The sequence below is a fragment of the Pseudomonas sp. 2VD genome (genome assembly GCF_005503585.1).
GTDB lineage: Bacteria > Pseudomonadota > Gammaproteobacteria > Pseudomonadales > Pseudomonadaceae > Pseudomonas > Pseudomonas aeruginosa.
In genome coordinates, this window is sequence record NZ_SCND01000015.1 from 1 (window position 1) to 17,534 (window position 17,534).

Sequence of the window (17,534 nt, forward strand, 5' to 3'; positions counted from 1 at the left end):
GCAATTCGCCGATCACCTCGCTGAGGGTGCCGAAGGCCATGCCGACGATCAGGCTGTAGAAGACGAACGCGGCCAGTTCGCCGGCCGAGATGCTGCCGGCGATCACGTCGCGGCCGCCGACCCAGAGCATGATGCCGACTGCGCCGAGCACCAGCACGATCACCACGGTGATCAGCCAGGCACGCTGGGCGATGCGCTTGCGCGCGGTGTCGAAGGCGCGCTCGACGGTGCCGGCGAAGCGCTGGCGATCCTGCGCCTGGTGGTTGTAGGCCTGCACGGTCTTGATCTGACCGAGGGTCTCACCGACGTAGCTGCCGACGTCGGCCACCCGGTCCTGGCTTTCCCGCGACAGGCTGCGCACGCGGCGGCCGAACAGCAGGATCGGGGCGATCACCAGCGGCAACGCCAGCACCACGATGCTGGTCAGCTTGGCGTTGGTGACGAACATCAGCAGCACCCCGCCGACCAGCATCAGGGCATTGCGCAGGGCCATCGACAGCGAGGAACCGATCACCGTCTGCAGCAGCGTAGTGTCGGCGGTCAGGCGCGACTGGATCTCGGAGCTACGGTTGGTTTCGTAGAAACCGGGATGCAACTCGATCAGGTGGTCGAACACGCGCTTGCGGATATCGGCGACGAAGCGCTCGCCGATCCAGGACACCAGGTAGAAGCGCACGAAGGTGCCCACGGCCAGGCCGAGCACCAGCACGAAGAACAGCAGGATGTAGCGATTGAGCAATTCGGGCGAGGCGGTGAGGAACCCCTGGTCCACCAGCAGGCGGATGCCCTGGCCCAGGGACAGGGTGATCGCCGCGGTGAACAGCAACGCCACCAGGGCCCCGAGCATGCGCCAGCGGTAAGGCGCCATGAAGCGCCAGGCCAGGCGCAGGGCGATACGTTGGCGGGAGGAGAGAATGGCTGGCATGCGGCGCTCGCTCGGCGGCTGGGGTTCCGCAGGTTAGCACCGGGAACGCAGCGAGGCGATGCATGCCCCGGCCGGCAGCGCGATGATATCGACGTATATATCCGGGCAACTTAGCCGATAACTAATCGTGAACTTTTCATTATTCTCGATATAGGCGAGTTAGAGCCCCGGAGAACTTTCTCGCTCAATTAGTGCAAACATTGGAATTCATGCCGGGATGCGCGAAGGAGTTATCCACCTGGCGGTATCCTGCGTCGCCCGGGGTCGGCGGGACATCCAGCCGCGGAGACCTCGAGCAGTTCGCCGCCGGCTCGCCAATGCCGCAGCGCCTCGCTCGGGTATTGCCTAACGGACTTTATAGAAAACAGCAGGTTACGTCCGAAATCTGATCGACAATATTCAAGATGAAATAAAACGCCGCTTCGGTTATAATGAACGGCCATATTTAATGCAGAGACAGGTCCCCGGATATGGCCATCATGAAGAAAACCGTCGCGCCGAAAGCCGCCAAGCCGGCTCCCGCGGTCGAAACCCGCGAATCCATCGAAGCGCAGGTCGCCGCCTTCCTCCAGGCCGGCGGCGAGATCCAGAAGATCGCCAAGGGCGTCAGCGGCCAGGTCTACGGCCCGTCGCGGCAGATCACCATCAGCAAGAAGCGCTGATCGCCCGCCCCTCGCCGGGGACTACGAAGGGGATGGCAGGCCGGCACGCAGATGTGCCACGCTCCATCCCCTTTTTCATTGCCTGAATCCCGAGCCCTTCATGCCTGGCCATCCCGATCCACTGCACGGCGTCACCCTGGAAAAACTGCTCACCGAACTGGTCGCCCACCACGGCTGGGCGGAGCTTGGCAAACGGGTCGACATTCGTTGTTTCAGGAACGACCCGAGCATCAAGTCCAGCCTCGCCTTCCTGCGCAAGACGCCCTGGGCCCGGGAAAAGGTCGAGGCGCTCTACGTCCAGCTCAAACGCAACCAAGGCTGAAGGCTAGCGCGCCAACCCCAGGCGCAGCAATTGCCCGTCCTTCTGGTCGGTGAGCAGGTAGAGATAGCCGTCCGGGCCCTGCCGCACGTCGCGGATGCGCACCCCGAGATCGCCCAGCAGGCGCTCTTCGTGGACGACCCGGTCGCCATCCAGTTGCAGGCGGATCAGTTCCTGCGTCGCCAGCGCGCCGATGAACAGGTTGTGCTGCCAGGCCGGGAAGCGCTGCGCATCGTAGAACGCCATGCCGCTGATCGCCGGCGACTTCTCCCAGACATGGTGCGGCGCCTCGGTACCGTCGACGGCCTTGCCCCTGGCTTCGGGGATCGGCAGCAGGGTGTAGTTGATTCCATGGGTCGCCAGCGGCCAGCCGTAGTTCCCGCCGGCCTGGGGTATGTTGATCTCGTCGCCGCCGCGCGGGCCGTGCTCGTGGGTCCAGAGCTGGCCGGTCCAGGGATTCAGCGCGGCGCCCTGCTGGTTGCGGTGGCCATAGCTCCAGATCTCCGGCCGCGCGTCTGTACGGCCGACGAAGGGATTGTCCTTGGGAACGCCGCCGTCCGGATACAGGCGGACGATCTTGCCCTGCAACTTGTCCAGGTCCTGCGAGGTGCTGCGCTGGTTGTTCTCGCCGAGGGCGATGAACAGGTGGCCCTTGCCGTCGAAGACCAGGCGCGAGCCGAAGTGATGGCCGCTGGAAAGCTTCGGCAACTGCCGGAAGATCACGTGGAAGCCCTCCAGCCGTCGCTTGTCCGCCGATAACTGGCCGCGTCCCGCCGCCGTTCCGGCGCGGCCGTCCTCGCCGGCCTCGGCATAGGTCAGGTAGACCAGCCGGTCCTCGGCGAACCCCGGCGACAAGGCGACGTCGAGCAGGCCCCCCTGGCCGCTGGCGAAGACCCTGGGTACGCCTTCCAGCGGCGCCGACAACTGGCCCTCGGGACTGACGAAACGCAAGCTGCCGGGCCGCTCGGTGACCAACATGCCCTGGTTGTCCGGCAGGAAGGCGACGGCCCAGGGATAGGCCAGACCGCCAACCACCGGGGTGACCTCGACGGCGCCCAGCTCGCTGTCGTGGCGACCGGCGTCCACCGCCTCGGCCGACGGGGCGAGCAGCGCGACGGCGCTCAGCAGGATGGCATTCAAAGACAGGCCCGGCATGCGTTCTCTCCTTCCCCAAGCGAAAAACACCACTCTAGTCGCAGATCCGCCGCGCCTGGCGGTCCGCACACGGGCTGTAACAAACCCGCCCCTCAAAGCAAGGCGACCATTTCCTTGAGAGTCACCGCCCAGGTGCCCTTGGCATTGATATAGCGATAGCCGAACCGGGAACCGTGCGCCTCGCTGGTGATCACCGCGTTCCAGGCCTGCCCGCGCGGCAGGTCGTGGGCCGGGTCGAGGAGCAGGAAGGCGCGCTCGCTCATGCCGATGGCCAGGCCCCAATGGCGGATATCGCTGCCCTTGCGGCCGTGGAAACCGAGCACTACCGGAAAGCCGGCCTCCAGGTATTCGCGGGTGTGCCGGACCAACCTGCGCCCCTCGCCCTTGAGGGCGAAATGCTCGGTATCGTTGATCTCGGCCAGCAGCTCCAGCAGGTCGACGCCGGTGGTGCCGACGCGCAGCAGCGGGCCGTGCTGGTCCAGCGCCTTCATCAGGCGCCCGTAGCGACTGCGACTGTCGACCCGCTCCAGGCCCTTGGCCTGGCGCCGGCGCAGTTGGCCGCGGACCAGCATCGCCATGACCAGGCAGTAGGGCCCGCAGGCGCCGTCCATGTCGCCCTGGCGCAGATGGACCTTGTCGCCATGGACGTTGCACAGGCCGCCGCTGCCATCCTCGTCCAGGTCCCATTCCAGGCCATCGATCAGGCGTGACTGCATGAGGGTCTCCTCTCCGGTTCCTTAAGTTGGGACCGAGCGGGCGCCGAATCATTCCTCGGCGCCCATCGCCACAACGAGTAAACTGGCGGTCTTTCATTCCAGTAGCCTCGCCATGACCGACCCGATCCGCCTGTCCAAACGCCTCGCCGAACTCACCGCCTGCTCGCGCCGCGAAGCCGAGCTGTACATCGAGGGCGGCTGGGTCAGCGTCGACGGCGAAGTGATCGAGGAGCCACAGTTCAAGGTGCTCGACCAGCGCGTGGAGCTGCTGCCGGGCGCCCGCGCGGAAACGATCGAACCGGCCACCCTGCTGTTGCACAAGCCGGCCGGCTGGCGCCACGACGATTTCGAAGGTCTGCTCGCCGCGGGGCGACGCTGGAGCGATGACCCCAGTCCCTTGCGAGCGCTGAAAAAACACTTCGCCCGCCAGCGTCCCACCCTTGCGCTGGACAGCGAGGCTTCCGGGCTGGTGGTGTTCAGCCAGCAGCACGGCGTACTGCGCAAGCTGGTGGACGACGGTGCACGGCTGGAGCAGGAATACCTGGTCGAGGTCGCCGGCGACCTGGCCGCCGGCGGCCTCGAGCGCCTGCGCCACGGCCTCGCCTACCAGGGCCGCAGGCTATCGCCGTGCAAGGTCAGTTGGCAGAACGAAAGCCACCTGCGCTTCGCCCTCAAAGACGTGCTGCCCGGCCAGTTGCGCTTCATGTGCGAAAGCGAGGGGCTGGAAGTGCGGAGCATCCGCCGCCTGCGCATCGGCGCGCTGTCGCTGGCCAGGCTACCGCTCGGCGAATGGCGCTACCTCGGCCTCCACGAACGCTTCTGAGCGCTCATTCGAGGCCACGCAGGGCGCGCCCCGGCGACTGCCCGCAGACCCGCCGGTACATGGCGATGAACGCACTGTCGCTGGCGTAGCCCAGGGCGTGGGCGACCTCGGTCACCGAGCGGCCTTCGGCCAGGCGTCTCCGCGCTTCGAACAAGCGAGCCTGGGTTCGCCAGCGAGAGAAACCCAGGCCGGTCTGCTCGGTGAACAGACGCGCCAGGGTCCGCCCGCTGGCGCCGACCTCGCGTCCCCATGCCTCGATGCTCCAGCCCAGCGCGGGTTGCGCCAGCAGCGCCTCGGCCACCTTCAGCGCCCGCGCATCGCGCGGCATCGGCAGGCTCGCGGCGTGTGCCGGGGCGGTCGCCAGTTCATCGAACAGTGCGCGCAACAGCGTCAGGTGCGGCCCTTCCAATTGCAAGTCGGCTGCCCAGCCGGTCATGCGCAGGATCAGTTCGCGCATTAGCGGCCCGACCTCGAGGACCTGGACGCTGTCCGGCAGCTCGGCGAACGCCGAGGGTTCGAAGTACAGGCTACGGTAGGCGAAGCGCCCGTGAAGGACCGTGCGATGCGGCACGCCGGCCGGCAGCCAGGCGGCCTGGAGCGGCGTCAATTGGCAAATGCGCTCGGCGAAATACAGCGTGACGCTACCGGCCGCCATGTACAGCAACTGCGCGCGCCGGTGGCAATGCCAGTCGCTGCGGTGGCCGGTGCTGTCGACCTCGAGGCCGACCACCGGGCAGCGGGCGAGATCGGGATCCTCGACCCGTTCGTAGGGATAGCGCGGCACCTTGTCCTCTTCGCGATGTTTTCCGTCCTGACCGCAGCATTCTGCCAGGCGCAAGCGACCTAGGCTTGGCTCTTTTTTCCGGAGCCATCATGCCTGACCGTCCTCGCCCTCCCCTGCTGCTGGTGCTCGCCCTGCTAGCCCTGCCGCAAGTCGCCGAAACCATCCTTTCCCCCGCGCTGCCGGCCCTGGCCAGCCACTGGCGACTGGACGACGCTACCAGCCAGTGGACCATGGCGCTGTTCTTCGTCGGTTTCGCCCCCGGCATCTGGCTCTGGGGCTGGCTGGCCGACCGCCTCGGCCGGCGCCCGGCTCTGCTCGGCGGGCTCGGCCTGGCGGCCCTGGCGACCTTCGGTGCCTGGGCCAGTACCGATTATTCCTACCTGCTTGCCTGTCGCCTGGTCCAGGGCCTCGGCCTGGCGACCTGCTCGGTGACGGTGCAGGCCAGCCTGCGCGATGTGCTGCAAGGCCCGGCGTTGATGAGCTATTTCGTCACGCTCGGCGCGGTGCTGGCCTGGTCGCCGGCAGTCGGCCCCCTCGGCGGCCAGTGGCTGGCCGACCTCGGCGGGCACCCGGCGGTGTTCGCCACCCTGGCGGTGCTGCTCGCCTCGCTGGCGGCGCTGGTCGTCCCGGCCTGGCCGGAAACCCGTCCGCTGCTGGCGGGCACGCCCGAGCCCGCGACCCTGGCGATCTTCCGACGGGTCCTGGCCGACCGCCCGCTACAAACGCGCGCACTGCTGGTGGCGGTGCTCAATGTGCTGGTGTTCTCCTTCTACGCCGCCGGGCCGTTCATGGTCGGCGACCTGCCCGGCCTGGGCTTCGGCTGGATCGGCCTGGCCATCGCCATTGCCGGGAGCCTCGGCGCCTTGCTCAACCGACGCCTGCCGCGCACCTGGAACAGCGCTCGCCGGGTACGCCTGGGCCTGGCGCTGGCGGCCGTCGGCGCGACAGCGCAGACGCTCTTGGCCGCCGGCGGATACGCCGAAGGCCTGTCCTGGGCCCTGCCGGCCCTGCCGATCTTCGTCGGCTTCGGCGTGGCGATTCCCAACCTGCTGGGTCCGGCGCTGCACGCCTACGACGATTGCCGGGGACGCGCCGGAGCCCTGTTCGGGCTCGCCTACTACCTGCTGATCGGCCTCGGACTGGGCGCGTCCACCCTGCTACCGTTCGACCGTCCCTGGCCGCTGGCGGCGTACTGGAGCCTGCTGGGCCTGGTCGCACTGCTGCTGGCCAGGCGGCTGCCGGAATGAAAGCGGCGCCAGGTACGCCCGTGCAAACCGGACGACCGGCCCGGAAAGCCGGATAGGGCGGCCGTCGCGACGCTGCTATGCTGTGATGGCACAGCGCCCACGCGGACCCGCAGAACGTGGCCAGAACGACGCTCGAATCGATCCAGCACGCCATCGAGGTGAATTCGTCCCTGGCCCTTCCCATCGCCCTGGAGAATCTCTCGCGTCTGACCCACCTCGCGCTGCTGACCGTCCCCTTCAACCTGATCCACATCCTGGTGTTTTCCCTGAAGGACTTCCGCCCGGACCTCGGCCATCAGCTCTGGCGCCAGGAAATCATGTACGCCCATGGCGCCATGGCCCTGCTCTTCGGCGGCATCGGCCTGCTCGCGCTATGGCTGCGCCGCCAGCCACCCAAGCTGTGGCGCATGCGCCTGCTGATCCTGCTGGGCGGCGCAGGGATCATAGGCTTCGGCGTCGCCATCGCCTGCATCGACCAGCGCATCACCAGCAACATCACGCCGCTGCTGCTGGCCTGTTTCGCCTGCGCCATGTTCATCCTGATCCGCCCGGCCTACGCCGTGCCTTTCTACGGCCTGGCCATGCTGGTCTTCCAACTGGCGATGGGCTACGCCCAGGCCGACCCGCAACTGCGCCTGTCGAACCAGGCCAACGGCCTCACCGCGTTCGGCCTCGGCCTGCTGCTGTCGCTGATCCTCTGGCACGGGCACGTGCGCAACCTGCGCCAGCAACGCAAGCTGGAGTTGCAGCGGCAGGAGCTGGAGGAGAAGAATCGCCAGTTGGAGTACCTGGCCGGTCACGACCCGCTGACCGGCCTGTTCAATCGTCGCGAATTCGACCAGCTGGTGCTCATGGAACTCGCACGCATCGCTCGCCAACCGCAGCCGCTGAGCCTGCTGATGGTCGACCTGGATCACTTCAAGTACATCAACGACCGCTATGGGCACCCCTTCGGCGACGAGGTCATTCGCCATACCGCCAACCTGCTGCGCGGCAATACCCGTAGCAGCGACAGCGTGGCGCGCCTGGGCGGGGAAGAATTCCTCCTGCTCCTGCCCGACACCGCCGAGCAGCAGGCTCGCAGCCTTGCGGAAAAACTCCGCGAACGCCTCGAAGGTACCCCGCTGGCGACGCAGGACGGCGTGCTCTGCCTGACCGCCAGCTTCGGCGTGGCCAGCCTCGACGGAGGCGGCCAGGCCAGCTACGAGCAGCTCTACAGCGCCGCCGACCAGGCTCTCTACCGGGCCAAGAGCAGCGGTCGCAACCGGGTGGAAGTGATTCGCCTGGCCAGCCTCGCGGAAAGCCTGCGGTAACAATTGATCGGCCGGCCCTGACGAGCGGTCGGTCAGCCGCCCGAACCTTGGTTAAGATGATCCGTGGCGCTCTAGCTCGCCGCTCTTCCTGCCCTTCCGACCTGCCCAACCTCGCCCGGCCCCATGCCGCGGCCTTGCCGTTGGCGTCGTGCGGGAAGACCGGCGCAGCGCCGTTGTCCGCATTACCAGGGGAGAACCATGCTCAAGCACCTGCTCGTGCTCACCTGTGCCCTGCTCGCCAGCTCCTCGGCCCTGGCCCAGGTGATGGCCCGCGACCTGGGCGATTTCGAACTCAAGCTGGCCACCAGTCCGACCCGCAGCATGGCCCAGGGCCTGGTCACCCCGGGCAGCTCCGGCAGTTTCCACGGCGGCCTCGACCTAAGCCACGAAAGTGGCTGGTACATCGGCAACTGGACCTCCAACCTCGACCCCGGCAAGCCCACCGAGATCGACTCCTACGCCGGCTTCAAGCGCCCGCTGAACAACCGCCTGGGCTACGAAATGGGCCTGATCCGCTACAGCCGCCCGGAGCAGCCGGCCAACGACGCAGCCGAACTCTACGGCGGCCTGTCGATCTTCGGCAGCCGGCTCGGCGCGGCCCTGAGCAGCGACCCGGGGCGCAACGACACCACCCTGTTCGCCGACCTCGGGGTCAACCCGCCGTTCGGTTTCGACGTCACCCTGAAGTACGGCAACCATCGCCTGGACAACCCGGCGAGCCTCAGCGGCGGGGGCTACGTGAGCGTCTTCAACGACTGGTCGGTGAACCTCTCGCGGCCCTGGCTGGGCATCGACCTGAACCTGTCCTACAGCGGCACCAGCCTGACCGGCAGCGATTGCAGCGCCTACTCGGGACACAACAGCTACTGCGACACCACGTTCATGCTGAAGGCGTCGCGTCCGTTCTTCTGAGTCGTCAGTCGTCCTGGCGGCGGGTACGCTGGGCGAGTTCGTCGAGCTGTTTCTGCTCGCGCTTGTCCTCGGCCTGGCGCGCCTCTTCCAGGTAGCGCTCGACCAGCTTGCGCAGCCCTTCCAGGCGGGCGTATCTCTCCTGCCAGTTGAGCCGCGCCTTATCCACCGCCTCGCGGTGCCAGGTCACGCTGTTGGCCTGCTGGACAACGGCGGTCTCCAGTTGCGAGAGGAAGCGCTGGTAGTTCATCAGCCACTGGCCGCTGACGCCCTTCTGGCCTTGGCTGATCCATTGCTGCTGGTAGTCGTTGCGGTAGCGCTCCAGCTCCGCCAGCTTCTGCTGTGCCGCGAGCAATTGCTGCTGGCACCTGCCCAGCTGGGTCGCGGCATCCCGCTCGGCCTTGCTGGCCATGTCCACCACCGGCGCCAGCCGCGCCGCGCGCTTCTCCATGCCTCAGGGCGCCTCAGGCCTGCCCGCCGGCGAGCAGGCTCGCCAGCCGCGCACGGCTTTCCGCCAGGCTTTCGCTTTCGTCGAGGCCCTGGCGCAGGAACTGGCGCATGACCGGGAAGCGTGCGATGGCCAGGTCGGTCTCGGGATCGCCGCCGGCCACGTAGGCACCGACGCTGATCAGGTCGCGACTCTGCTGGTAGCGCGACCAGAGCTGCTTGAAGCGCTGGGCGTCGCGCAGGTGCTCGGCCTCGACCACCTGCGGCATCACCCGGCTGATCGAAGCTTCGATATCGATGGCCGGATAGTGGCCTTCCTCGGCCAGCCGCCGGGACAATACGAAGTGCCCGTCGAGCACGCCGCGAGCGGCGTCGGCGATCGGGTCCTGCTGGTCGTCGCCCTCGGAGAGCACGGTGTAGAACGCGGTGATTGAGCCGCCACCGGCTTCGGCATTGCCGGCGCGTTCCACCAGCTTCGGCAGCTTGGCGAACACCGATGGCGGATACCCCTTGGTCGCCGGCGGCTCGCCGATGGCCAGGGCGATCTCGCGCTGGGCCTGGGCGTAGCGGGTCAGCGAGTCCATCAGCAGCAATACGTTCTTGCCCTTGTCGCGGAAGTACTCGGCGATCCGCGTGCAGTATTGCGCGGCGCGCAGGCGCATCAGCGGCGCGTCGTCGGCCGGCGAGGCGACCACCACGGAGCGCTTGAGGCCTTCCTCGCCGAGGATCTCGTCGATGAACTCCTTCACCTCGCGACCCCGCTCGCCGATCAGACCGACGACGATGATGTCGGCCCTGGTGAAACGGGTCATCATCCCCAGCAGCACCGACTTGCCCACCCCGGTACCGGCGAACAGGCCGAGGCGCTGGCCGCGGCCGACCGTGAGCAGGCCATTGATCGAGCGGATGCCGACGTCGAGAGGTTCGCTGATCGGGTGGCGCTTGAGCGGGTTGATCGTCGGGCCGTCCATCGGCACCCAGTCTTCGGCGCGCATCCCGCCCTTGCCGTCGAGGGCGCGGCCGGCGCCGTCGAGCACCCGGCCGAGCATCGACATGCCCATCGGCAGGCGCCCGGTGTCCGGCAGCGGCACGACCCGCGCGCCAGGCGCGATGCCGGCGAGGCTGCCGACCGGCATCAGGTACACCTTGCTACCGGAAAAGCCCATCACTTCGGCCTCCACCTGCACCGGGTGGTAGCCGCTTTCGTTGATCACGTTGCAGCGGCTGCCGACCGCGGCCTGCAGGCCTTCGGCTTCGAGGGTCAGGCCGACCATGCGCAGCAGGCGGCCCTCGACCACCGGCTGCGCCGGCAGCGAGACAGCCTCGGTGTAGCCCTCCAGGCGCCTGGCGAAACTGGTTCGCTCAAGGCGCATCGACGTCTCCGGGGGCGTCGAGGTCGATCCGGATGTCGCTGGCCAGCGGATGGGTCGCCTGTTCGCGCTGTTGCTCGAACAGTTGCTTCACTGCCTGCGCCAGGCGCGTCTCGATGGTCGCGTCGATGCGACTGTGCTCGGTCTCGATGCGGCAGCCGCCGGGCAGCAACGAATCGTCCTCGAGAATCCGCCAGCTCTCTTCGTGGCGCTCGCGCAGCGCCTTGACCCGCTCGAAGTCCTGCGGGTTGACATGGATACGGATGTTCGCCGCGCCCATCGGCAGCAGCTTGAGAGCCTCGCGCAGGACCTGGCGGACATGGCTGGAGTCCATGTGCAGTTCGCGCTGGATCACCTGGCGGGCAACGTGGTTGACCAGGTTGACCATGCCCTGCTCGATCAGGGCGTCCTGCTCGGCGATGGGTTCCAGGAGCTGCGTCATCAGGCGCTCGAGACTTTGCAGGCGCTCCTTCAGCGCCTCCTCGGCTTCCTGCCGCGCCTTCAACTGGCCGGCGTGGAAACCGTCGCGCTCGCCGGTGGCGAAGCCTTCGTTGTAGGCGTCCTGGCGGATCGCCTCGATTTCCTCCAGCGTCGGCGGCTTGACGGTCTCCAGCTCGACCTCTTCCACCGCCGGCGGCGCCGGCGCGGGTTCGGCGACCGCGGGCACCTGCGGCGCGGCAACGGCCGGCTCGTCGCGCGGCTCGTCGAAGCTCGGCAACGACCAGAGGCCGAAGGCCGCCACGTCCTTGCCGCGGATCAGTTCGCTGGGATTGTCTTTGTCCTTGTCGTGGGGGACCACCTCAGATCATCTCCTCGCCACCCTTGCCGCCCAGCACGATATCGCCGGACTCGGCCATGCGCCGGGCAATGGTGAGGATTTCCTTCTGCGCACCTTCCACTTCGCTGACCCGTACCGGCCCCTTGGCCTCCAGGTCGTCGCGCAGCAGCTCGGCGGCACGCTTGGACATGTTCTTGAAGACCTTCTCGCGGATCGCCTCGTCGGAGCCTTTGAGCGCCAGCACCAGTACGTCCGAGGAGACTTCCCGGAGCAGCGCCTGGATGCCGCGGTCGTCGACGTCGGCGAGGTTGTCGAAGACGAACATCAGGTCCTCGATCTGTCCGGACAGGTCTTCGTCGACCTCGCGGATCGAATCCATCAGTTGGCCTTCGATGGAGCTGTCGAGGTAGTTCATGATGTCCGCCGCGCGCTTGACCCCGCCCATGGTAGTGCGGGTGGCGTTGGAATTGCCGGCGAACTGCTTCTCCAGGATCAGGTTGAGTTCCTTCAGCGCCGAGGGCTGCACGGTGTTCAGCGAGGAGACGCGCAGGACGATATCCAGGCGCACCTTGTGGTCGAAATGGCTGAGCACCTCGGCGGCCTGGTCGGGATCGAGGTAGGCGACCACGATGGCCTGGATCTGCGGGTGTTCGTAACGGATCACGTCGGCCACGGCACGCGGCTCCATCCACTTCAGGCTGTCCAGGCCGCTGGTGCTGCCGCCGAGGAGGATGCGGTCGATCAGGTTGTTGGCCTTGTCCTCGCCGAGGGCCTGGGTGAGCATCTTGCGGATGTAGCCGTCGGCACCGACGCCGAGGCTGGTCTGGTCGCCGACCACTTCGACGAACTCGCCCATCACCTGCTCGACCTGTTCGCGGTGCACGTTGCGCATCGACGCCATGGCCACGCCGACCCGCTGCACCTCTTTCGGCCCCATGTGCCGCAGCACCTGCGCCGCGTCGGTCTCGCCGAGCGACAGGAGCAGGATGGCGGCCTTGTCGACCTTGGTCAGTTTGGCGGCGAGACGATTCTCACTCATGGCGCTTACTCATCGGCGTTGATCCACTCTTTCACGACCTGGGCGACGCGGCCCGGGTCCTGTGCGACCAGGTTCTTGATCGCGTTCAATTGCGCATCATACCCCTCCGTGGGGCTCGGCAGGAGGATGCTCGACGGCCCGCCGATGCTCACCCGGTCGTCGGCCAGCGAGCCTTCCAGGCCACTCTCGCCCAGCGCCAGGTCGCCGTCGCGACCGCCGCCGCCGGCCAGCGACTTGCCCTTGCCGCCGCCGGTGATGTTGCTCAGCACCGGACGCAGCACGCCGAACACCAGGACCAGGATGAACAGCACGCCGAGCACCTGCTTGACGATGTCCCAGAACCACGGCTGCGAGTAGAACGGAATGCTGTCGATCTCTTCGGCCTGGGCCGGGGCGAACGGCGCGTTGATCACGCTGACGCTGTCGCCGCGGCTGGCGTCGTAGCCCACCGAATCCTGTACCAGGCGGGTGAAGCGCGCCAGTTCGTCGGCGCTCCAGGGCTGGTGGCTGACCTCGCCGGTCTTCGCGTCGACCTTCATCTGGTCGTCCAGCACCACCGCCACCGACAGTCGGCGCAAGCGCCCCTGCTGCTGCTTGGTGTAGCTGATCGAGCGGTCCAGTTCATAGTTGCGGGTGGTCTGGTCGCGCTTGTCGGTCGGGTACGGCGCCAGCTCCGGCTTGCCGGTCTTCGGATCGATGATGGTCTGGCCGTTGGCGTCCTTCAGCGGCTGGCCCGGCGCGACGTAGTCGGCCGGCGCGCTGGCGGTGGCCTGCTGCGGCGCGCTGGCCGGGCCCGGCGGCTGGTTCGACAGCGCCCCCGGCACGCCCTGCGGGCCGGACGAATTCTGCCGTTCCTCGTTGTTGCGTTGCTCGCTGCGCAGGGCCGGCTGGTCCGGGTTGTACATCTCCGAGGTCGACTCGACCGCGCTGAAGTCGACGTCGGCGGACACCTCGGCCTTGTAGCGACCGTTGCCCAGCACCGGTTGCAGGATATTGTGCACGCGCTGGGTGAGCAGGCCTTCCATGCGCCGGGTGAAGTCGAACTGCTTGCCGGCCATGGTCAGCTCGGAGAGCTCCTGCTGGTCGGAGAGCAGGTTGCCCTTCTGGTCGACCACGGTGACCTGCGACTTGTCCAGCTCCGGCACACTGGTGGCGACCAGGTTGACGATCGCCATCACCTGGCTCGGCTCCAGGCTGCGACCCGGATACAACTCGACCAGCACCGAGGCGCTGGGCTTGCGGTCGTCGCGGACGAACACCGAACTCTTCGGGATCGCCAGGTGCACGCGGGCGGCCTTGACGTTGTTCAGGCTCGACACGGTGCGCGCCAGCTCGCCTTCCAGGCCGCGGCGGTAGTTGGTGGCTTCCATGAACTGGCTGGTGCCCAGCGCCTGTTCCTTGTCGAGGATCTCGAAACCGACGTTGTTGTCGGTCGGCGCCACGCCGGCGGAGGCCACCTTCATGCGTGCCCGGCCGAGGTCGTCGGCCTTGACCAGCAACGCACCGGAGTTGGGTTCGACCTTGTAGGGAATGTCCGCCGCGGTCAGCGCTTCCACCACACGGTTCGCGTCGACCCCGTTGAGGCTGCCATAGAGCGGCTTGTAGTCCGGCTGCTGGGACCAGAGCACGACGGCGAAGCCGATCGCCACGCTGGCGGCGAGACCGACCAGCAGGCCGATCTGGCGCAGCATGGTCATCTCGGAAAGGTTGTCGAGGAACGACAGTCCCGGGAAGGATTTCTTCAGCATCCCGGCACCGCCGCTCTTGGCGGGAACCTGGCTGTCGATCAGTGCATCGGCCATGAACTAGTTATCCTCGCGCCGCTCAGACCGGCATCTGCATGATGTCTTGGTAGGCCTGGACCAGTTTGTTGCGCACCTGGGTCATGGCCTGGAACGACACGCTGGCCTTCTGGCTGGCGATCATCACGTCGGTCAGGTCGACGCCGCTCTGGCCGACCTCGAAGGCGTTGGCCATCGCGGTGGAGGCCTGCTGGGTCTCGTTCACCTTGTCCACGGCCTGGGAGAGCATTTCCGAAAAGCTCGGCGCCCCCACTTCGGCCGGCGCCTGAACCGGTTTGGCCTTGGCCATGGCTTCCATTTGCATGGAACGCATTTCCAGCATCAGACGATTGAACTCGACACCCTGACTCATGACTCTTCCTCCAACAGCCGCGGCTTTTTTGACGCCGCCCGGCACTTTGCAGAGGAGTTAGCAACAAGGGTGCCAAGTCGCCCCCAAGGCCCGGCATCGGCGTTCGCCGCCAATGCCCGCGACCGCTGCAGGGTCCGTCCCTGCTCCGGTTATCGGCAGGCGCGCACGCTCGAACAGCCCTGGGCGACGACCGGCGGCGGACGCATAAGGCCCGCACGAGGCGGGCCTGGGGAACATGGCGAGCCCTCAGATGGCGTAGAGATAGGCCTCCACGTCCATCCCCGCGTCGCGCATCTGGGCGAGCTTGTAGCGCAGGGTCCGTGGGCTGATGCCAAGGCGCTCGGCAGCCTCCTTGCGGCGGCCGCGCTCGGTGCGCAGGGTATCGATGATCACCTGGAATTCGCGGCGGCGCAGGTCGTCGCCCAGCGCGCCGCTAGCGTCCTGGCCTGCGGCCGGCGACGGAATCTCGACGCTCGGCGGGGTGGCCGGTGGCATTGCCGGCATGGGCACCGGGGCCTCGAGCGGCATGCCGATCGGCGCGGTGAGGCACAGGTCGGCGGGCTGGATCAGGCCGCCCTGTTGCAGGATCAACGCACGCTGGATGGCGTTGTCGAGTTCCCGTACGTTGCCCGGCCAGGCATGCCGGACCAGGCACTGGGCGGCCTCGGGGCCGAGCGCCACCGCGCCGAGGTTCATCTTGCGGCTGTGCTTGCGCAGCAGACGCTCGGCCAGCGGCAGGATGTCCGCAGGGCGTTCGCGCAGCGGCCGCCAGGCCAGCGGGAAGACCGACAGGCGATAGTAGAGGTCCTCGCGGAAACGCCCCGCCGCGACTTCCGCCGCGAGATCGCGGTTGGTCGTGGCAAGCACGCGGATATCCAGGTTGATCGGCTTGCGCGCACCGACCCGCTCCACCTCGCGCTCCTGCAATACGCGCAGCAGCTTGGCCTGCAGGCCGAGGGGCATTTCCGATATCTCGTCGAGAAGAATGGTGCCGCCGTCGGCCAGCTCGAACTTGCCGGGCTGGGCGGCAATGGCGCCGGTGAAGGAACCTTTCTCGTGGCCGAACAGGGTGGCCTCGAGCATGTTGTCCGGGATCGCCGCACAGTTGATCGCGATGAACGGCTTGCCGGCACGCGGCGATTGCTGGTGGATATAGTTGGCCAAGACTTCCTTGCCGGTCCCGGACTCGCCGGAGATCAGCACGGTGGAATCGCTGCGCGCGACCCGCGCGGCCAGTTCCAGCAACTGCCGGCTGGCCGGCTCCAGGGCCACCGGACCATCCTCCTCGCTGCCCGGCAACTGGCCCAGCGCATGGCGTGCCACCAGGTCGAGCAGCGCCCGCGCCTCGAACGGCTTGACCAGGTAGTCGGCGGCGCCCTGGCGCATCGCCTCGACGGCGCGATCGACCGCGCCGTAGGCGGTCATCAGCAACACCGGCAGGTGCGGGTAGCGCGTACGGATCAGGCCGAGCAACTGGTGTCCGTCCATGCCCGGCATGTTCACGTCGCTGATCACCAGGCTGAAGGCTTCGCGGGCCAGGACCGGCAGCGCCGCCTCCGCCGAGTCCACGGCGACGAACTCGTGACCGCCCAGCAGCAGGGTGTCGCTGAGGGCTTCGCGTAGTGCGCGGTCGTCTTCGACCAGCAGGACTTTGGCTGCCATGGGGTTACTCCTGAATCGCAGAAAGAGGCGCCGCCGGAATCAGCGGCAGGATCAAGGTGGCGCAGGTGCCGCGCCCGGGCCGAGAGCGCAACTGCAATTGCCCCTGGTGGGCGCGCGCCACGGCCTTGACCACCGCCAGGCCGAGCCCGGTACCGGTGGTCTTGGTGGTGAAGAAGGGTTCGCCCAGGCGCGCCAGGGTCGCCGGGTCCATGCCCGGTCCGTTGTCGCTGACGCTGAGGCGCAGGCTGTCGGCGCGGGCATAGAGATGCACCTTCAGGCGCAGTTCGGGCCCGCAGGCCTGGATCGCGTTCTCCACCAGGTTGAGCACGGTGCCCACCAGGGTGTCGCGATTGCACAGCAGCTCGCCGCCGCGCGCTTCGCACTGCCAACGCACCTGGAGCCCCTGGACATGGACTTCGGCCGCCGCGCGCAGGCTGTCGAACAGCGCCTTCGGCGCCACCCGGTCGGTCAGTGGCAGCTCGCCGCGGGCGAACACCAGCATGTCGCGTACCTGATGTTCCAGTTCGTGCAGGCGCTCCTTCAGGCGCCCGGCGAAGCGTTGCTGCTGGTCGGTCGGCAGCGCCTGCTCGCTGAGGTGCCCGGCATAGAGCAACGCCGCTGACAACGGCGTGCGGATCTGGTGGGCCAGCGAGGCGACCATCCGCCCCAGCGCCGACAGGCGCTCGTGGCGCGCCAGTTGCTCCTGGAGACGGCGGGTATCGGTAAGGTCGTTGAGCAGGATCAGTTGACCCGGTTCGCCGTTCAGCGAGCGGGTGGCGATGGACAGGCGACGTCCGTCGCGCAGGGAAATCTCGTGGCCGTCATCCTCGCGCGGAGCGAAGCAGCGGGCGATCACCTCGCGCCAGAGCATGCCCACCAACGGTTCGCCAAGCAGGCCCAGGGCCGCCGGGTTGGCCTCGCGGACCACACCATGGGCATCGATGACGATGACGCCGCCGGGAAGCAGGTCGAGCAGGCTCTGCAAGCGGTTGGCCAGGCGCTCCTTTTCCGCCAGCTCCTCCATGCGCTGCGCGCTGACCAGGGCCAGTTGCCCTTTCAGCTCGGTAACGCGCTCCTCCAGCAGGCTGTAGGACTCGCTGAGCTGGCTGGACATCTGGTTGAACAGCGCGAAGGCCTGCTCGAGGCCGGCGCGGCTGGTGGCCTCGGCCGTATCGGCTGGCTGCTCGGTGAAGGCGTTGAGGGCTGGTTGCATTGCGTTTCTCTCGGTCGG

General features: G+C 67.6%; 17 protein-coding genes and 1 pseudogene. 6 read left to right on the forward strand and 12 right to left on the reverse strand.

Annotated elements, in window-relative coordinates; all coding sequences use genetic code 11:
* Nucleotides 1-925, reverse strand: a pseudogene (gene hcuC / locus FFS27_RS02955) (hydrophobic compound transporter HcuC); the annotation flags it as partial.
* A gap of 470 nt (nucleotides 926-1,395) precedes the next feature.
* On the opposite strand from hcuC, the gene FFS27_RS02965 reads away from it, so the two are divergent.
* On the forward strand, nucleotides 1,396-1,587 hold the full coding sequence (locus FFS27_RS02965; RefSeq protein WP_003109112.1) for a hypothetical protein: 192 nt from the start codon (nucleotides 1,396-1,398) through the stop codon (nucleotides 1,585-1,587).
* 100 nt (nucleotides 1,588-1,687) lie between these two features.
* Entirely contained in the window at nucleotides 1,688-1,909 is a 222-nt protein-coding gene (locus FFS27_RS02970) for a VF530 family DNA-binding protein (protein WP_003082243.1), read from the forward strand.
* A gap of 3 nt (nucleotides 1,910-1,912) precedes the next feature.
* Here the strand turns inward: FFS27_RS02970 and hcuB are convergent, their stop codons facing one another.
* Both hcuB and hcuA read right to left on the reverse strand, forming a co-directional pair.
* Complete coding sequence (gene hcuB / locus FFS27_RS02975) at nucleotides 1,913-3,061, reverse strand: hydrophobic compound transporter HcuB (protein ID WP_003116324.1); 1,149 nt, start codon at nucleotides 3,059-3,061, stop codon at nucleotides 1,913-1,915.
* A gap of 92 nt (nucleotides 3,062-3,153) precedes the next feature.
* On the reverse strand, nucleotides 3,154-3,777 hold the full coding sequence (gene hcuA / locus FFS27_RS02980) for a hydrophobic compound transporter HcuA (RefSeq protein WP_003082239.1): 624 nt from the start codon (nucleotides 3,775-3,777) through the stop codon (nucleotides 3,154-3,156).
* Nucleotides 3,778-3,889: 112 nt separating this feature from the next.
* Between hcuA and FFS27_RS02985 the strand changes: the two genes are divergently transcribed.
* Nucleotides 3,890-4,600, forward strand: coding sequence for an rRNA pseudouridine synthase (locus tag FFS27_RS02985; RefSeq protein ID WP_003086466.1), 711 nt, complete (start codon nucleotides 3,890-3,892; stop codon nucleotides 4,598-4,600).
* Between the two features lie 4 nt (nucleotides 4,601-4,604).
* Here the strand turns inward: FFS27_RS02985 and FFS27_RS02990 are convergent, their stop codons facing one another.
* Nucleotides 4,605-5,384 carry an AraC family transcriptional regulator gene (locus FFS27_RS02990; RefSeq protein ID WP_023101440.1) on the reverse strand — a complete coding sequence of 260 codons (780 nt, stop codon included), beginning with the start codon at nucleotides 5,382-5,384 and terminating at the stop codon, nucleotides 4,605-4,607.
* An 89-nt stretch (nucleotides 5,385-5,473) separates the two neighbouring features.
* On the opposite strand from FFS27_RS02990, the gene FFS27_RS02995 reads away from it, so the two are divergent.
* The 3 genes from FFS27_RS02995 (at nucleotide 5,474) to FFS27_RS03005 (ending at nucleotide 8,856) form a co-directional block, all read left to right on the forward strand.
* Nucleotides 5,474-6,631, forward strand: coding sequence for a multidrug effflux MFS transporter (locus tag FFS27_RS02995; RefSeq protein ID WP_003116322.1), 1,158 nt, complete (start codon nucleotides 5,474-5,476; stop codon nucleotides 6,629-6,631).
* A 116-nt stretch (nucleotides 6,632-6,747) separates the two neighbouring features.
* Entirely contained in the window at nucleotides 6,748-7,944 is a 1,197-nt protein-coding gene (gene roeA / locus FFS27_RS03000) for a diguanylate cyclase RoeA (protein WP_003116321.1), read from the forward strand.
* A gap of 198 nt (nucleotides 7,945-8,142) precedes the next feature.
* Nucleotides 8,143-8,856: a TorF family putative porin gene (locus FFS27_RS03005; RefSeq protein WP_003086461.1), complete on the forward strand. Its 714-nt coding sequence runs from the start codon at nucleotides 8,143-8,145 to the stop codon at nucleotides 8,854-8,856.
* 4 nt (nucleotides 8,857-8,860) lie between these two features.
* On the opposite strand, the gene fliJ is transcribed toward FFS27_RS03005, so the two are convergent.
* The 8 genes from fliJ to fleS form a co-directional block, all read right to left on the reverse strand.
* Entirely contained in the window at nucleotides 8,861-9,304 is a 444-nt protein-coding gene (gene fliJ, locus FFS27_RS03010) for a flagellar export protein FliJ (protein ID WP_003086459.1), read from the reverse strand.
* Nucleotides 9,305-9,317: 13 nt separating this feature from the next.
* A complete protein-coding gene (gene fliI, locus FFS27_RS03015; protein ID WP_003086458.1) occupies nucleotides 9,318-10,673 on the reverse strand; it encodes a flagellar protein export ATPase FliI in 1,356 nt (451 codons plus the stop codon).
* Complete coding sequence (gene fliH / locus FFS27_RS03020) at nucleotides 10,663-11,469, reverse strand: flagellar assembly protein FliH (protein WP_003082217.1); 807 nt, start codon at nucleotides 11,467-11,469, stop codon at nucleotides 10,663-10,665. Before fliH ends, fliI begins: the two co-directional genes overlap by 11 nt.
* Before the next feature lies 1 nt (nucleotide 11,470).
* Nucleotides 11,471-12,487 carry a flagellar motor switch protein FliG gene (gene fliG / locus FFS27_RS03025; RefSeq protein ID WP_003082212.1) on the reverse strand — a complete coding sequence of 339 codons (1,017 nt, stop codon included), beginning with the start codon at nucleotides 12,485-12,487 and terminating at the stop codon, nucleotides 11,471-11,473.
* Nucleotides 12,488-12,492: 5 nt separating this feature from the next.
* On the reverse strand, nucleotides 12,493-14,289 hold the full coding sequence (gene fliF / locus FFS27_RS03030; RefSeq protein ID WP_003109118.1) for a flagellar basal-body MS-ring/collar protein FliF: 1,797 nt from the start codon (nucleotides 14,287-14,289) through the stop codon (nucleotides 12,493-12,495).
* A gap of 22 nt (nucleotides 14,290-14,311) precedes the next feature.
* Nucleotides 14,312-14,641 carry a flagellar hook-basal body complex protein FliE gene (fliE, locus tag FFS27_RS03035; protein ID WP_003086454.1) on the reverse strand — a complete coding sequence of 110 codons (330 nt, stop codon included), beginning with the start codon at nucleotides 14,639-14,641 and terminating at the stop codon, nucleotides 14,312-14,314.
* Between the two features lie 246 nt (nucleotides 14,642-14,887).
* The gene (fleR, locus tag FFS27_RS03040) at nucleotides 14,888-16,303 is read right to left on the reverse strand and encodes a sigma-54-dependent response regulator transcription factor FleR (protein ID WP_003086452.1); all 1,416 of its coding nucleotides are present in this window, start codon (nucleotides 16,301-16,303) and stop codon (nucleotides 14,888-14,890) included.
* A 4-nt stretch (nucleotides 16,304-16,307) separates the two neighbouring features.
* Nucleotides 16,308-17,516, reverse strand: a complete 1,209-nt coding sequence (gene fleS / locus FFS27_RS03045) for a sensor histidine kinase FleS (protein WP_003086450.1) — start codon at nucleotides 17,514-17,516, stop codon at nucleotides 16,308-16,310.
* Nucleotides 17,517-17,534: the final 18 nt, after the last annotated feature.